The 14992-nt window shown below is 34.0% G+C and carries 15 protein-coding genes; 1 reads left to right on the top strand and 14 read right to left on the bottom strand.

Annotated elements, in window-relative coordinates:
* The first annotated feature begins 17 nt into the window (after positions 1-17).
* Positions 18-935, top strand: coding sequence for an MFS transporter (locus tag ACYIAQ_RS00620; RefSeq protein WP_483562169.1), 918 nt, complete (start codon positions 18-20; stop codon positions 933-935).
* Between the two features lie 211 nt (positions 936-1146).
* Here the strand turns inward: ACYIAQ_RS00620 and ACYIAQ_RS00615 are convergent, their stop codons facing one another.
* The 14 genes from ACYIAQ_RS00615 to ileS form a co-directional block, all read right to left on the bottom strand.
* On the bottom strand, positions 1147-1614 hold the full coding sequence (locus tag ACYIAQ_RS00615) for a GNAT family N-acetyltransferase (protein WP_483562168.1): 468 nt from the start codon (positions 1612-1614) through the stop codon (positions 1147-1149).
* Positions 1615-1906: 292 nt separating this feature from the next.
* A complete protein-coding gene (locus ACYIAQ_RS00610; RefSeq protein WP_483562167.1) occupies positions 1907-3130 on the bottom strand; it encodes an MFS transporter in 1224 nt (407 codons plus the stop codon).
* Between the two features lie 286 nt (positions 3131-3416).
* Positions 3417-3806 (bottom strand): DUF1828 domain-containing protein, encoded by a 390-nt coding sequence (locus tag ACYIAQ_RS00605; protein ID WP_483562166.1) that lies wholly within the window; start codon positions 3804-3806, stop codon positions 3417-3419.
* A gap of 13 nt (positions 3807-3819) precedes the next feature.
* Positions 3820-6171 carry an SF1B family DNA helicase RecD2 gene (recD2, locus tag ACYIAQ_RS00600; protein ID WP_483562165.1) on the bottom strand — a complete coding sequence of 784 codons (2352 nt, stop codon included), beginning with the start codon at positions 6169-6171 and terminating at the stop codon, positions 3820-3822.
* The gene (locus ACYIAQ_RS00595; protein WP_122018106.1) at positions 6164-6814 is read right to left on the bottom strand and encodes a tetratricopeptide repeat protein; all 651 of its coding nucleotides are present in this window, start codon (positions 6812-6814) and stop codon (positions 6164-6166) included. The genes recD2 and ACYIAQ_RS00595 overlap by 8 nt, the downstream gene beginning before the upstream one ends.
* Positions 6811-7470, bottom strand: a complete 660-nt coding sequence (locus ACYIAQ_RS00590; RefSeq protein WP_483562164.1) for a histidine phosphatase family protein — start codon at positions 7468-7470, stop codon at positions 6811-6813. Before ACYIAQ_RS00590 ends, ACYIAQ_RS00595 begins: the two co-directional genes overlap by 4 nt.
* A gap of 171 nt (positions 7471-7641) precedes the next feature.
* Positions 7642-8769: a tRNA 2-thiouridine(34) synthase MnmA gene (mnmA, locus tag ACYIAQ_RS00585; protein WP_483562163.1), complete on the bottom strand. Its 1128-nt coding sequence runs from the start codon at positions 8767-8769 to the stop codon at positions 7642-7644.
* Complete coding sequence (locus ACYIAQ_RS00580; protein WP_122018103.1) at positions 8770-9111, bottom strand: DUF1831 domain-containing protein; 342 nt, start codon at positions 9109-9111, stop codon at positions 8770-8772. It lies immediately after the preceding gene.
* A gap of 49 nt (positions 9112-9160) precedes the next feature.
* The gene (locus ACYIAQ_RS00575) at positions 9161-10318 is read right to left on the bottom strand and encodes a cysteine desulfurase family protein (protein ID WP_483562162.1); all 1158 of its coding nucleotides are present in this window, start codon (positions 10316-10318) and stop codon (positions 9161-9163) included.
* A 3-nt stretch (positions 10319-10321) separates the two neighbouring features.
* Entirely contained in the window at positions 10322-11017 is a 696-nt protein-coding gene (locus ACYIAQ_RS00570; RefSeq protein WP_483562161.1) for a 5'-methylthioadenosine/adenosylhomocysteine nucleosidase, read from the bottom strand.
* 16 nt (positions 11018-11033) lie between these two features.
* A complete protein-coding gene (locus ACYIAQ_RS00565; protein WP_122018100.1) occupies positions 11034-11345 on the bottom strand; it encodes a hypothetical protein in 312 nt (103 codons plus the stop codon).
* 1 nt (position 11346) lies between these two features.
* A complete protein-coding gene (locus tag ACYIAQ_RS00560; protein WP_122018099.1) occupies positions 11347-11910 on the bottom strand; it encodes an NUDIX hydrolase in 564 nt (187 codons plus the stop codon).
* Positions 11911-11922: 12 nt separating this feature from the next.
* On the bottom strand, positions 11923-12132 hold the full coding sequence (locus ACYIAQ_RS00555) for a cold-shock protein (RefSeq protein ID WP_483562160.1): 210 nt from the start codon (positions 12130-12132) through the stop codon (positions 11923-11925).
* Positions 12132-14921: an isoleucine--tRNA ligase gene (gene ileS, locus ACYIAQ_RS00550; protein ID WP_483562159.1), complete on the bottom strand. Its 2790-nt coding sequence runs from the start codon at positions 14919-14921 to the stop codon at positions 12132-12134. The genes ACYIAQ_RS00555 and ileS overlap by 1 nt, the downstream gene beginning before the upstream one ends.
* Positions 14922-14992: the final 71 nt, after the last annotated feature.

The raw sequence follows: 14992 nt of genomic DNA, 5'->3' as shown, positions 1-14992 counted from the left end.
TATTCAGGAGACTTTTTATGAATTCAAAGAATCATAATTATATAACTACTGCAATTGCTGTCTACGTTTCTTTTTTGCTTTGTGGTGTCGATATGTCCATTACTTCACAATTTAAACTACAATTGGCTCAAGCATGGGGACAAGGAAACAATATTTCAGCAGTATTAACTGTTAATTCTGCTGTAGGAATTGGTGGAATTGTCGCCAGTTTTTTTACTGGAATTATTTCAGATCATTTTGGTAGAAAGCTTTGCGCTTTTATGTCTTCATTTCTGTGGGCAATTTTTGCCTTTGGCATGCTTTATGCACCAAATGCCGAAGTTGCATATTTGATTGGTATTATTGGAGGTATCGCTAATTCATTTACAAGTGCCGCTTGGATTCCATCAATGATGGACGCATACCCTTCCAAACGTTCCTTACTCACGCTACTAACTAAATTTTTTATCAGTCTTGGACAATTTATTTTACCCTTTCTGATTGTTATATTATCAGCACTTCATCTTCCATTTTCTGTTACTTTTAATTGTTTGGGAACTATATATGGAAGTATTGCCCTTGTTTCTTTAGTTCTACCCTTCCCTAAAACCAAAAATGAGCAGCAAAATAATGAAAAGAAGAATAAAATTTTAAAAGGTAAATTAAAAGTTACATCTGAAAGCCTAGCATTGGCCTTAATGGGCTTTAGTTCAACCGCAGTATTTATGATTTGGACACAGACTAATCAAGAATTAGGAAAATTATATGGCTTAACTGATCCTGCTCTGCTTCAATCTATTTATGCTGTAACTTCTTTAATTTCGGTATTAGTTACTTCGTGGCTAGTTAATAAAGGAGTGCGAGAATCAAGTATTCTAATTGTTTATCCCATTATCTCAGCTATGCTTTACTTTTCGCATATTTTATTCACAGCGGACAATTCTTATTTGTTGTAGCTGCACTTATAGGGTGGTTTGCTGCAGGCGAATTAATGCAATTAGCTACTTCACTTCTTTCCAATTTATATCCATCATATAAAGCCACAGCTACTTCCGCTATTGTAAACAAAGTTTACACGCATTAATCAAAATTTTCTATGACTTGTATTTTTATTCTTTTATTTCTAACTTCAAAATCTTAAAATTATTTGTCATCTTTTACTTGAGTTTATTCAATTTTAAATTTATATAAATTAAACCCCATATAATTCAATAGTTGACTAAGTGCATTTTTATCAAAATTTCCATCACTAGTCAAAATAGTAAACCTGCCACCATCATCTTTTAGCGTTCTCCGTGTAACACTAAATCCATTTCTCTCATAGAAATGCAGTCGCATAACACGCTGCTCATAATTAGGTGCAGTTTTGATCACAGGTTCAATATCTAAAATTATTTGTTTACCTATAAATCGCTTACGTAATATTTGCAAAACCTGTGAACCATAGCCATGTCCATGTTGATTGGATGTGATCGCCAAAAATCCCAAATACACAGCTATTTTACCTTCAACTACAAAAATCAAACCTATGAATTGATCATCATTATAAATTGCTTGAAAGTAAATGTTTTCTCTCAATGATTTGATAACTAATTGAATTGTCGGAATACGTTCCTCTTTAGGAAAAGCTGACACATACAATTCTTCAGCTTGGAAATAATCTTTACTTCCCCATTTGATATTCTTAAAATGTAAAATAATATCCTAGCTTTCTTTTTAATATTTAACTTTACTACGCTATTAGTATAGCAGAGATTAGTTGAACAGTAACAAATAATTTAATAAATCATTCATTGCAATTAATATGGTATATATTAAAAGTTACAATGAGTTGTATAAAGGTTTAAATGAAAATTAATTATAAAAGTCCCTAATCGCTTGACGCTAAAAATGCGATTTGGGAACTTTTTATATTTTTTATGCTTTATCACCGTGATAACCTCTTTAATCCTGGCAAGTTGATCATCACTATAAAACTAATAATATACAAGGCTGATAGAAAACCCATTACAACTGCTAAATTATAATGATCCATCAAAATACCAATTACAACAGATGAAAATCCACCGATTGCTCGCCCAATGTTAACAATAATATTATTGGCACTGGATCTAACTTCAGTTGGATAGAGTCGACTAATTACAGCACCATAGCCACCAAACATCCCATTAGAGAAGAAGCCAACTACTGCACCAATTAGCAGTAAAGTGATCATATTAGTAGCTAAGCTAAGGGTATAAACCATAACTGCAGAGCCAATTAAGAAAATGCCAAAAGCCCTTCTAGGTCCAAAATAATCAAAAATTGAACCAAATGTCATCATCCCAATACTCATCCCAACAATTGTAGCAATCATCCATAAACTAGAATTAGCAACATTTAAATGTAATTGCTTTTGCACAATGGTTGGCAACCAGTTCATTAATCCAAAATAGCCAGCAATCTGCACTGTCATCATCAACATTAAACCTAAACTTTGAAAAGTTAACTGTGTTGTAGCAAACATTTCTTTAAAAACGTTCGACAATAAAGAACCTTTTCTCTCAGTTTTTGCTGATAAAAACTGTTCGCTTTCATGAAGATGTTTCCTAATAAAAATTGTTAAAATTACTGGTACAATACCAATTAAAAAGAGCATATGCCAACCGACTGCCGGTATAATCACAGCTGCAATTAATGCAGCTAAAATCGCTCCTATTTGTCCTCCAATTGCCGCAACGGAAGTCATTTTCCCTATTTGTGATTTTGGAAAATTTTCAGCAATCAGCGCAATGCCAACTCCATATTCACCCCCAGCTCCAATTCCAGCCAAGAAACGCAAAGCATAGATCAAATATAAATTATTGGCAAATGCCATACAAGCTGTTGCAACAGCAAATATAATAACTGTATGGCTGAAAGTTTTCACTCGCCCTATTTTATCGCCCAAAATTCCGAATACAATTCCACCAACTAGCATACCCAAATTAGTGATTGAGGAAATCAATCCTGCTGCCCCACCGGATAAATGTAGATCAACAATCATCGAACTCATTGCAAAAGATAAAAAAAGCACATCCATATTTTCTAAAGCAAATCCTGAAGAGGTCGATGCAATCGTCCACTTTTGATTTTTAGTTAGACCATGACTGTGCTGTTTTGATAAATCCATATTTAATTCCTCCAAAACGAACGCTCTCTGTCGTTCAATTATTTCTTTAAAAGACAATTTTACTCTTTTTTTAACTTTTTACAAATTTAATTAATAAAATGACACATAATTTTAAAATAGAAGAAAAAAGATACATTTATTTTCTAATTGTACTAACGTCAATTTTACTAAACTTGCTTAAATAATTTAGCCATAATAATAATTTATCTTTATATTTTTTAGTTATCTTTTTCCTAAAATCACAATATATATAGTTATAACAATTTTTGAGTTTTTAAAGTAAAAGTTACACTAAATATGAAATAGCTGCCTGTATATATGCCAATCTCATGATTGTTTCAATCAGATTCTTCTCGTCTGTCAAAGTACTAATTATCCAATTATCAATATTTATCTTAAATTTTGCATTTGCTACAACTTCTGCTGCTTCTTCAAACAGTTCACTATCGCTTGCACTTGGATCTAACTTAAAAAGGCATCTTCCATCATCGCTAACCTGATAGCCTTTTGTTTTTTTGGTAACAAAACAATAAATGTCATCTTTTAATGCGTCCTTTACAGGTGTCATAATTTCTATAGTTTCATCATCGAACTGAATAACTTGCGTGTTAGCCGCCAGCCAGTCAACCAACTTTGTTTTTAAATTATCATATCCTAAAAATATTTTTGCTGCCATTTTTCTCCTCTGCTTACGAATTTGATTGCAACGTAATTTTTTGCATCCCAATCATTGGATCAATCTGTCCTGAATAAATCATTTCTGCTGTTAGAATATATTCATTTTTCTCCTGTTTTAGAATTGTTTGCTCAGATACAGAATTGGTTTGTAATTCTTTTTTTGAGATATTTGCACCAAGAAATTCCCGTAACTTTATACTTAGTCCTGTTTGCCTATCATTACCTGATGTTTGTAATGCCAGAGTATACGCACGCGGGTCACCAATTAAAACCAAATTTTTTTCAGCCCGAGTGACAGCTGTATATAATAAGTTCCGCTTAAGCATGACGTAATTTTGCATTGTTAAACTTAAAATCACTAGTGGAAATTCTGATCCCTGCGCTTTATGTATGGTAATTGCATATGCACGGGTTACATCAAGCAAATCCTTTTTACTAAAAATAATCTCACGTCCGTCAAAATCAGCAGTCATACATTTTTTTGAATTTTTATCATCAATTGATAGTATTTTACCAATTTGCCCATTATAAATATCTTTTTCAGGATTATTTTGTAACTGCAAAATACGATCGCCAATGCGAAAAGTTTCATCATGTATATCAAGAGTTTTACTATTTGGCTTAGCAGGATTCATTATTTCCTGAATCACATTATTTAAATTGATAACACCACCATCACCTTGATACATTGCGCCTAGTATTTGCACATCATCTTGCTTAAAACCGCGCGCAAGTGCACGTTCAACTATTTGACTAACCACATGTTCAACCTCATGTGGAGGACAAGAAATAAATGAATAATTTTGAGTTTTGGTAAATAAAACTTGTTGATCTTGTCCTTCATTAATTGCATGTGCCAAAGTAATAATACTTGAATCATCACCTTGACGATGAATTTGTTTCAAAACAGTTGTTGGAAAGAGATCAGCCTTAATTAGATCACCAAAAACGTTTCCCGGTCCTACCGAAGGTAATTGGTCTTTATCTCCCACAAATACCACATGCTTAGTTCCGTTAATACTTGATACTAATTGCTTAAACAAAAACATATCAACCATTGACATTTCATCAATAATTAAAATTTCACCATTTAACTCATTTAACTCCATAGCTTCGTTTTCACCGATTCCTAGCCCCAGCAAGCGATGAATTGTTTTGGCAGTAATCCCGGTAATTTCCTCCATGCGCTTTGCAGCTCTTCCCGTTGGTGCTGCTAATAAAAATGGTGGATCATCACTATAAAGTGTTGAGGCAGGAATTTCTGCCAAATTTCGTAATGCCAACAATATTCCATTAATAATTGTTGTTTTACCAGTTCCTGGTCCCCCTGTTAAAATTGAAATTGGATTAGTTAAAGCGTTAATAATCGCAACTCGTTGTATATCATCATAATGAATATTAAGTTGCTTTTCAGCTTTTTTGATTGCTTTTTGAACATCTTTTACAGAATAATTATCTCTTTTTTGTTTTTCAAGTAAATTTTTCATTGTTAAGGCAATGTCATTTTCTGTTTGAAAAATATTTTGTAATGCTGCATTTTCACCTGCGACAACAATTTTACCTTCATGCTGCAGATCATTGACACATGTTGCAATTACATCATAGTTATCAAATGATAATAATTTACCAGCATTTGTCAAAAGAAATTTTAGTTTAATAAATGTATTACCAGCTTGACTTAATTCATCAGTTAAAATCTGAAAAAGAGCACCCTTAATTCTACGAGGATCATCATTTGCTAGACCTAATTCCATACCCATTCGATCAGCACTTTTAAAACCGTATCCAGTCACTTCCGCTATCAAAGCATATGGGTCTTTTTGAAGCTTACTCAAAGTTTCACCATGGTAAATCTGATATATCTTATTTGAAACCTTTCTATTTAAGCCAAATTGAGCCAATTTCAGAATAATTTCAGAATAGGAGTCCATTGCATTGATACCATTTAACAAGCTATCCTTTTGCTTTTTAGTCAGAGATAATGTAGCAATCTTAGTGGGATTATCCTTTAAAATACTTAAAGCATTAATTCCTAATGAAGCAACAATTTTATTTGCGGCTTTTTTGCCAATACCTGGAAATTGTTTAGAACTCAAATAATTAACCAAACTGCCCTTTTCGTGTGGTAAAGCTTGCTTATAACTTTCACACTTAAATTGTTGTCCAAACTTATTATGAATAATTAAACTACCGTGAAATCGATAAGTGCCACCAATTTGAATATCACCAAAATTACCCGTTACCTTGATTTCTTCACGATCATAACCATCTATTGAATCAATAATTGTTACATCAAGAATTTTGTACAAATCCTGATCATTTTCAAAGATGGTACGATTTATTTTTCCAGTGAACTCAACCATTAAACTTGTCCTTATCCCCGATTATTTTTAAAAGTGCATCATACTTTTTTTGAGCTTGCTCAAAATATTTAATATCTTGCTTTTGAGAGATGGTAAAATATTTTTCTGCTAAATCACGATTTTTAGTTAAAATCGTGATTCCTAACATAAAGTTAACCTTAGCACTGCGCTGGTCCTGCGAAATTGTTGTATAACTCTTTTCCGCCTGGTCAAATTCTCCCAAACCAAGCCAAATATCTCCTAGTAATTCTAGGACGCGATCATCAGTTTCACTAATTGTCAAAGCATAGGCAAGAGCCTTTTGCAGTTGTCCCATTTTCATTAAAACTAATGATTTTTGGTATAAAACCAGATCATCATTTGGAATATGATCGAGTAGCTTCAGTGCTTGATCATATTTTCCCTGCATGTAATAACACACTGCCAAATCATAATCTAAATCTTGTGGATTCTTAACTGCATTTTTAGCTTGCTCAAGCAGCTGCGTAGCTTGGTCAAAGCTACCTTCTTCGATCAAAATTGTTGCTAATTTTAAATAATTTTCTGATTCCTGTGGATGGTTATCAATTTCACTAATTAAATTATCTATCCGTTTTTTGATCATTTTATTGTCATCTTTTTTTGGAAATTTATTACTTTTCATAATGAATCTGAATCCACCAATTTTCTTTCTAAAAAACTAGTTTTATTCCATACAATTAAGTGAAAGTTTTTTCCTTTGTCTATTGTTTCCAGGATTGTTAAACTAGTATTACTCAGCCCACCATGTTGACGAAGATTATTTAGAGAATATCCTAACAACCCGCCTAAAATTGCCGCAAGTGCAGCTCCATGACTAATTACCAAAACTTTCTGATCTTTTTTAGGATATTTTTGGACAATTTCTTGGGTGAAATTTTTGCCTCGCTTGATTACATCACTATAATTTTCTCCACCAATACTTTTGCCATCATAATTTTGAGGGTGATGCCATAAATTATTTACTTGTTCAGGGTATTTAGCCAACGCGTTTGAAAAATGTAACCCTTCAAGTTGGCCTAAATCAAATTCTCGTAAACGCTCATCAGTTTTTATAATCAAATTTGTTTCCAATTCTTGTTGAAGTCCCTTTGCTGTTGTAACTGCTCGTTTTAAAGGACTAGTATAAATTGCAGAAAAGTCTGTTCCTTTTAAGTAATTTCCTAATTTTTTTATATCAATTAAACTTTGAAGCAATAATGAAGAATCACCGTGTGCTCCTTGAAATATCTGTGCTTGGTTCCATTGTGTTTTCCCGTGACGAACAAAATAAATCTGCATTTAAAACTATCTCTCCTGTATTAGTTACTGTTTTAGTTTATCATTTTATCAAATTAAATTAAAAAGACTTAATTAATTAAAGAAAAAAGAGCAGTACTCTTAAGAAATTTCAAAAGTTAAAAAACATTTTGAAACCCCATTTAGACACACTACTCTTTTTATTCATTTAAATTAAACTAATTGAAGCTTACACCCATTTTGATAGGCACAATCAATGTTGCCACCGCCTAAACATTCTTCGCCATCATATAGTACCAAGGCTTGTCCGGGAGTAACCGCCCGTGCAGGCTCATCAAAATAGACAGTTATTGTATTAGTCTTAGCGTGATAATGAACATTTACACTGACATCAGGCTGACGATAACGAAATTTTGCAGTACAGCGCATCTTAAAGTCGCGGTTTGGTTGACCTGTAAAAAATGACATTTGACTTGCTTCAAGCTGAGTCGCATATAACAGCTCACTGTCATAGCCCTGCTCAACAATCAGTTCATTGTTTTTCAAGTCTTTACCAACAACAAACCAAGGAGCTGTTGATTCTTTAGTTGAACCAAGACCTAAACCCGAACGCTGACCGATTGTATAGTACATTAAACCTGCATGTTCTCCGACAATTTTGCCTTCAGGAGTAATCATCTTACCAGATTGTGCTGGTAAAAATTCACTCAAAAATTTACGGAAATTCCTTTCACCAATAAAGCAAATTCCAGTAGAATCTTTTTTCTTAGCTGTAGCTAACCCACTCTTGATTGCAATCTCACGAACTTGAGGTTTAGTTAAATTAGCTAAAGGAAAAATCACCCGACTAATTTGTTGTTGACTGAGTTGACTCAAAAAATATGTTTGATCTTTGTTGCCATCTTTAGGTCTCATCATATGGGTAATACCGTTTTGATCTGTTGCCGTTTTGGCATAGTGCCCCATTGCAATGTAGTCAGCATCCAAGTTCATAGCAAATTCTAAAAAAGACTTAAACTTGATTTGGCTATTACACATTATATCTGGATTGGGAGTTCTTCCATGCTTATATTCCTCTAAAAAATACTCGAATACACGTTGCCAGTACTCTTTTTCAAAGTTAATTGAATAGTAGGGAATGCCAATTTGGTCCGCTACTTTTTTAACATCTTCATAATCTTCTGTTACTGTACATACTCCAGCATCATCGGTATCATCCCAATTTTTCATAAAGACTCCGATAACATCATACCCCTGCTCTTTAAGGAGCAAAGCTGAAACGGAAGAATCCACTCCGCCACTCATTCCGACAACTACTCTGGCTTTTTTTGCCACTTTCAATCAATCCTTTACTGGAATAATAATTTTGCGTTCTTCCAAATCTTTAAGAATATAATTCAACAGTTCAACTGTAGGCGCTAATTGTTTATTCTTAAAAATATTAACTTTCTTTAAACCATTACGATCAGTCACAACCATTGTTAAATGCATCATGTCTTTATCAATCGTCATTTTCAACTTAGTGGGCGCATTGTATGGAGAATCATTGTATAACGGGTGCTCATAATTGAAATTACCCCGTTTAGTCTTCACAAATCCTACATCAATCAACGCATAAAGTTTTAAATCAGGACTAAGTGTAAACTTACGATTATCACCATTAATTATCGCTATATTTGCCATAATTTATCTCCCTTTTACAAATAATAAGTGATTTTAAAAAATAAAGCAATCATTTTTCTCTTGTTTGTAACTTGCAAGCAATTTTTGCTAACTGAAGTGCAAAAGACTTAATCTCTTTCACAGTATTATATCGTCCAAATGATATTCGAATTGATTCATCTATTCGTGGTGAGTTTGAACCAAACATAGCTTGCAAAACATGTGATGGCTCAAGTGAGCCAGCAGTACAAGCAGAACCTCCCGAAATTGCAAAACCAGCTAAATCAAGACTAGTCAGAAGTAAAATTGTAGAAACTCCATTAATGTGCAAATTCAGAATATGATGTGAGCAATATTCTTTAACGCCACCGTTAATTTCATAACTAACTCCAGCTTGGTCAAGCTCAAACAAAACCAATTTTTGAAAATATCGGTACTTAGCCTGTAATTCAGCCTTATCAATTGTTGTAATTTCTTCGACTGCTTCGCCAAATCCAGCAATCCCTGGAACATTTTCGGTACCGGCTCGCCTCTTAGTTTCCTGTTCACCACCAAGAATTAAAGAAGGTAATTCAACTTGCGAATTTTCATATAAAAATCCTAAAAACTTCGGACCATTAATCTTATGAGCTGATGTTGACAATAAATCTATCTTCATCTGTTTAACATCAATCTCTATATTTCCGAGTCCTTGTACAGCGTCAACGTGGAAGTACGCATTGCTTTTAGCTACGATAGAACCAATTTTAATAAGTGGATTAATTGTTCCGACTTCATTATTAACTGCCATCACAGAAACCAAAATTGTTTCAGGTGTTAACGCTGTTTGCAATTGATCAAGTGAAATACGCCCATCAGAATCAACGTCCAAATAAATAACGTCATATCCTTCTTTTTCAAGTTGTTTCATTGGTTCTAAAACAGAAGGATGCTCAATTTTAGTAGTAATAATTCGGCTCCCATTGTTTTTTTTGCTGTGTGCAATACCTAATATGGCAGTATTATTGCTTTCTGACCCCCCTGATGTAAACACAATTTCATTATCTGCAGCATTAATTGAAGCCGCAATTTTTGATCGTGCCTGATCAATTGTATGTCTCGCCTTACGACCTATTTCATAGGTACTAGAAGCATTACCAAAATTATTCTTCATTTCAGTAGTGATTTTCTCAATTACTTTGGGAGACATTGGTGTCGTTGCGGCATTATCTAAATAGATTTCTTTCATGAACTATTTCATCTTCTCCAGGTATTTACAAATTATCTTGGCTGCCTTGGCGGCAGATTTTTGGGCAAATAAATCAAAATCATCATTTGCACCATCATCACCATTATCTGAGATTGCCCGAATAGCAATGAGCGGTTTCTTGAAATGATGACAGACTTGGGCAGAGGCTGCACCCTCCATTTCTACACCTAAAGCATTTGGAAATTTACTTTTAATTTGATCTTTTTGCTCTTGAGAACCAATAAATGAATCACCTGTTACAATTAGCCCCTCTTGATAGGATAAATTTTGTTCATGGATAAACTGAATAAAATTATTTCGTTCACGTGAATCTAGATCAAAAACAGCTGGCTCTCCAGGAATTTGACCTTCAATATAATCTCCAGCAAGTGTATTATGCGCGTCATGATAAGAAAAAGTTTTAGCAATAACCAAATCTCCTTGATGAACTTCTTGCTGCAATGACCCAGCGGTTCCGGTCATTAATATTAAATCTATATTTACTTGGCTCAGTAAGCAAGTTAAATTGATAGCAGCTTGAACCTTACCAATACCACTAAGTCCCAGATAAATATCATTCTGATTAACATAAAAATGCTCGAATACTGTCGATCCGAACATTTTCCTGCTACCAGAGTGAAAATATTTACGATAATATTCTGCCTCAATTTCCATTGGGACAATTATTGCTATTTTCATTTTCCCCTCGCATCTATTATAAGTGAAATAACGCAAATAATACCAAAATTATCAGAGTCAACACAATTAAAATTGCATGATTTAATTTTCGCTTAAGTCGTAATCCTTTTTCTTCAGAAAGTTGATTAATATCCTGAGTCCTACTGTATTGCTGACTTTCGCGTCGTCCCACAGATTCGCTTACTGAAGAGTCTTTTTCTGTTTCTCTTGTAAATGCAGGATTAACATCAACTTCATTATCCTCAAATGCGGTCTTAATTGAATTTAAAAATTGTTTATTTTTCTTGTGTTTGATTTTTTTACGGTAATCAGAACGCTTTTCAGTCATCTTATTCCTTTGTGTTAGCACCAGTTAACAGCATGTTTTCCCATACACTCATTGCATATAAGGTTTTAGCATCAACAATCTTTCCTTGAGAGATTAACCGCTTTAATTCTTCTAAATTATACCAATGTCCTGTTAAAAACTCATCATCGTCAAGAGGTAATTTGTCAGTTACTTTTGTCAATGTATCACAATAAAATAGATATAACTTTTCATCAGTAAATCCAGGTGAAGAATAAAATTCGGTGATTGGCTCCCAATAGTCTGCATGATAGCCTCCCTCTTCATTTAATTCCCGTTTCATTGCATCCAAAGGACTTGCATCCTTTTTATCAATTAAGCCTGCTGGAATTTCTAAAGTTAATTCCTTTATCGGTTCTCGCCATTGCTCAACTAGAAGCATTTCCTGCTTGTTATTAACTGCAATAGCCGCTGCTGCTGGCTGATGTTTTACCACTTCTCTAGTAGCAGTCTCACCATTAGGTAATCTAATTGTCTTAACTGAAAGGTCAACAATTCGACCCGAAAAAATTTGTTTTGTAGAAATTTCGGTTTCTGTTAAATCCATTTATTCTCTTTCCTAAACATCGGCTAAATATACATTAACACATTGTAATCCGTTTTTACCTTGCGCAAGTTGGTATTTGACCTTTTGTCCCACTTGAAGCTTGCGATAACCCTCTTCTTTAATCGCAGTATAAAAAACAAAATAGGATTTATGATTCTGTTCGTCTTCAATAAAACCAAAACTGCTATTTTGATCAAACTGTTTGACTATTCCTAAACGCATTATTCTTCTAATCCTTCTTGAACTGCTTCTGGAAACTCAGACTTAACAATTGCAGCACACCGACCACAAATCATTGACAAATCGTTATCTTTACCGATATCTGTTCTAATCATTCGACAACGTGGACATACTTCTCCATCAGCACGTTTAACAATTATTGAGGCACTTGAAAATTGTTCTGCTTCTGTAGGTGCATTATCCTGAGCAATTATTAATTTAGAGACAATTAATATCTGTCTAAAATCTGCATCTAATTGTTTTAGGGTATTCATAACTTTTTCAGTTGGATAAATTGTTACAGCAGCTTCAAATGACTTTCCAATCAATTTTTTATTACGCGCTTCTTCAAGCGCTTTGAGAACATCATCGCGCAAGTCCATAAAAATATTCCAATTTGATAATAGTTTATCACGATTATCATATTGTTCAACAACTGGCATTTCAGAAAGTTGAATGTAGTCTTCTTTTTCTTTTAAAAATGTCCAAATTTCTTCCATAGTATGTGGCAAAATTGGAGTTAAAATTTTTGCTAATTTAACTGCTGCATCATAAATTACAGTTTGCATTGAACGTCTAGCATGACTATTTTTACCTTCAATGTATAAGACGTCCTTAGCAAAATCTAAATAAAAAGCCGATAAATCGTTCGAAATAAATGCAAAGACACGTTTATATACCATATTAAAATCGTATAATTCATAACTATTTAAACAACTCTCAACTAAATCATTTAATCTAACCTCTAGATATTGATCAATTGAATTTAATTCTTGATAATCAACTCGGTCTTTTATAGGATCAAAATCATTTGTATTTGCAAGTAAATAGCGAAAGGTATTTCTAATTTTACGATAACTTTCAGAAGTTTGACTCAAAATATCTTGTGAAACGGCTACGTCAGAGGTAGCATCAACTGAAGCAACCCAGAGCCTGATAATTTCTGCGCCCATTTTTTTAATGATATCACTAGGCGCAATAACATTGCCTAAAGACTTAGACATTTTATGTCCCTTGTCATCTAGTACGAATCCTTGAGACAAAATTGAATGATACGGAGCTTTCCCAGTTGTTGCAACCGAAGTAATTAAACTTGAATTAAACCAACCACGGTATTGATCACTACCTTCAAGATATAGATCCGCTGGAAAGTGCAAATCTGGTCTTTTAGCCATCACTGCTTGATGAGATGACCCTGAATCAAACCAAACGTCAAGGATATCAGTTTCCTTTCTAAATTCTCCATGGGGAGAATGTTCAGATGTGAAGCCGTCTGGTAACAAGTCTTTAGCACTATGTTTGTACCAGGCATTCGATCCCTCTTTTTCAAAGATTTGTGCAATATGTTCAATCGTTTGAGGTGTAACAATTGGTGTATCATCCTCTGCATAAAATATAGGTAGTGGTACTCCCCATGCACGTTGCCTAGAAATTACCCAGTCACCACGATCCTTAATCATATTATGCAAACGTAATTTACCCCATGAAGGCTTAAAATCAACTTGATTAATTTGACTGAGAATTTGTTCACGACATTTATCAATTGAAGCAAACCATTGTGTTGTTGCTCGATAAATCACTGGCTTTTTTGTCCGCCAATCATGTGGATAAGAGTGAGTAAAGTAACTTAATTTTAATAAATTACCAGATTTTTTTAGCTTTTCACTAACAATTTTATTAGCATCAGCATAAAAAATACCAACTAAATCAGGATCAGGAATCTCATCAGTAAAGCATCCTTTATTGTCCATCGGACTAAATACCGGTAACCCATATTTTTGGGCAACATTATAATCATCTTCACCAAACCCAGATGCTGTATGGACTAATCCTGTTCCATCATCTGCAGTTACATGCATAGCATTCATTAGTAACACATCTTGACCATAAAGAGGATGTGTTGCTAACATTCGATCCATATCGCTTCCCTTCAGATGTTGAACAATTTGGTAATCTTTCCAACCAAGTATTTCAGCAACGGTACTTAGCCGTTGAGTACCAATGACATATTTTTTATTGTCAACCTTAACAACTGAATAATCAAAAGCTGGATTAACAGTAATACCTTGATTAGAAGGGATAGTCCATGGAGTCGTCGTCCAAATTACAAAATAAGTATCTTTTTCGCTTAGAATTCCTTTACCATCTTTGACAGGAAATGAAATATAAATCGAGGGAGACTCGATGTCATGATATTCGACTTCTGCTTCAGCCAAGGTAGATTCACTCGATGGTGACCAATAAACTGGCTTTTTACCTTTATAAATAAAGCCTTTTTCATACATTTTACCAAATAGGCGAATTTCTGTTGCTTCATATTCTGGTTGTAAAGTAATATATGGATGATCCCAATCAGCCATGACTCCTAAACGCTTAAAGTCAGCCATTTGCTTTTTAATTTCCTTATTTGCGTAGTCTTGACACAATTGGCGATACTTTAAACGACTCATTTTTTCACGTTTTATGCCCTGTTTTGCCAATTGTTGTTCAATTGGTAGACCATGAGTATCCCATCCTGGCACAAACGGAGCATAATGTCCACTCATGTTTTTGAAACGAACGATAATATCTTTGGAAACTTTATTTAGAGCGTGTCCCATATGAATATTGCCATTAGCAAATGGTGGGCCATCATGCAAGTCAAATCTTGGCTTGCCCGCATTTAGTTTTAATCGTTGCTCGTATAACCTGTTTTCGTCCCAACTCTTTTGCCACTCTACTTCACGAACCGGAAGATTTCCCCGCATCTTAAATTTGGTTTTACCTAAATTTAATGTATCTTTTACTTTCATTTGGATTCCTTTCTATATAAAAAACTCACCCTAAAAATTAGGGCGAGCTTTTAATCGTGGTACCACCTAAA

This window comes from Lactobacillus sp. X-49, from assembly GCF_057063645.1.
Note: the sequence above shows the minus strand (reverse complement) of the source record. Positions and strands in the feature narration are given on the sequence as shown.

What these genes read in the sequence shown, in the direction of transcription:
- ACYIAQ_RS00620 (WP_483562169.1), top strand. Translation starts at nt 18, where the DNA reads ATGAATTCAAAGAATCATAATTATATAACTACTGCAATTGCTGTCTAC.
- ACYIAQ_RS00610 (WP_483562167.1), bottom strand. Translation starts at nt 3,130, where the DNA reads ATGGATTTATCAAAACAGCACAGTCATGGTCTAACTAAAAATCAAAAG.
- ACYIAQ_RS00605 (WP_483562166.1), bottom strand. Translation starts at nt 3,806, where the DNA reads ATGGCAGCAAAAATATTTTTAGGATATGATAATTTAAAAACAAAGTTG.
- recD2 (WP_483562165.1), bottom strand. Translation starts at nt 6,171, where the DNA reads ATGGTTGAGTTCACTGGAAAAATAAATCGTACCATCTTTGAAAATGAT.
- ACYIAQ_RS00595 (WP_122018106.1), bottom strand. Translation starts at nt 6,814, where the DNA reads ATGAAAAGTAATAAATTTCCAAAAAAAGATGACAATAAAATGATCAAA.
- ACYIAQ_RS00590 (WP_483562164.1), bottom strand. Translation starts at nt 7,470, where the DNA reads ATGCAGATTTATTTTGTTCGTCACGGGAAAACACAATGGAACCAAGCA.
- ACYIAQ_RS00580 (WP_122018103.1), bottom strand. Translation starts at nt 9,111, where the DNA reads ATGGCAAATATAGCGATAATTAATGGTGATAATCGTAAGTTTACACTT.
- ACYIAQ_RS00575 (WP_483562162.1), bottom strand. Translation starts at nt 10,318, where the DNA reads ATGAAAGAAATCTATTTAGATAATGCCGCAACGACACCAATGTCTCCC.
- ACYIAQ_RS00570 (WP_483562161.1), bottom strand. Translation starts at nt 11,017, where the DNA reads ATGAAAATAGCAATAATTGTCCCAATGGAAATTGAGGCAGAATATTAT.
- ACYIAQ_RS00565 (WP_122018100.1), bottom strand. Translation starts at nt 11,345, where the DNA reads ATGACTGAAAAGCGTTCTGATTACCGTAAAAAAATCAAACACAAGAAA.
- ACYIAQ_RS00560 (WP_122018099.1), bottom strand. Translation starts at nt 11,910, where the DNA reads ATGGATTTAACAGAAACCGAAATTTCTACAAAACAAATTTTTTCGGGT.
- ACYIAQ_RS00555 (WP_483562160.1), bottom strand. Translation starts at nt 12,132, where the DNA reads ATGCGTTTAGGAATAGTCAAACAGTTTGATCAAAATAGCAGTTTTGGT.
- ileS (WP_483562159.1), bottom strand. Translation starts at nt 14,921, where the DNA reads ATGAAAGTAAAAGATACATTAAATTTAGGTAAAACCAAATTTAAGATG.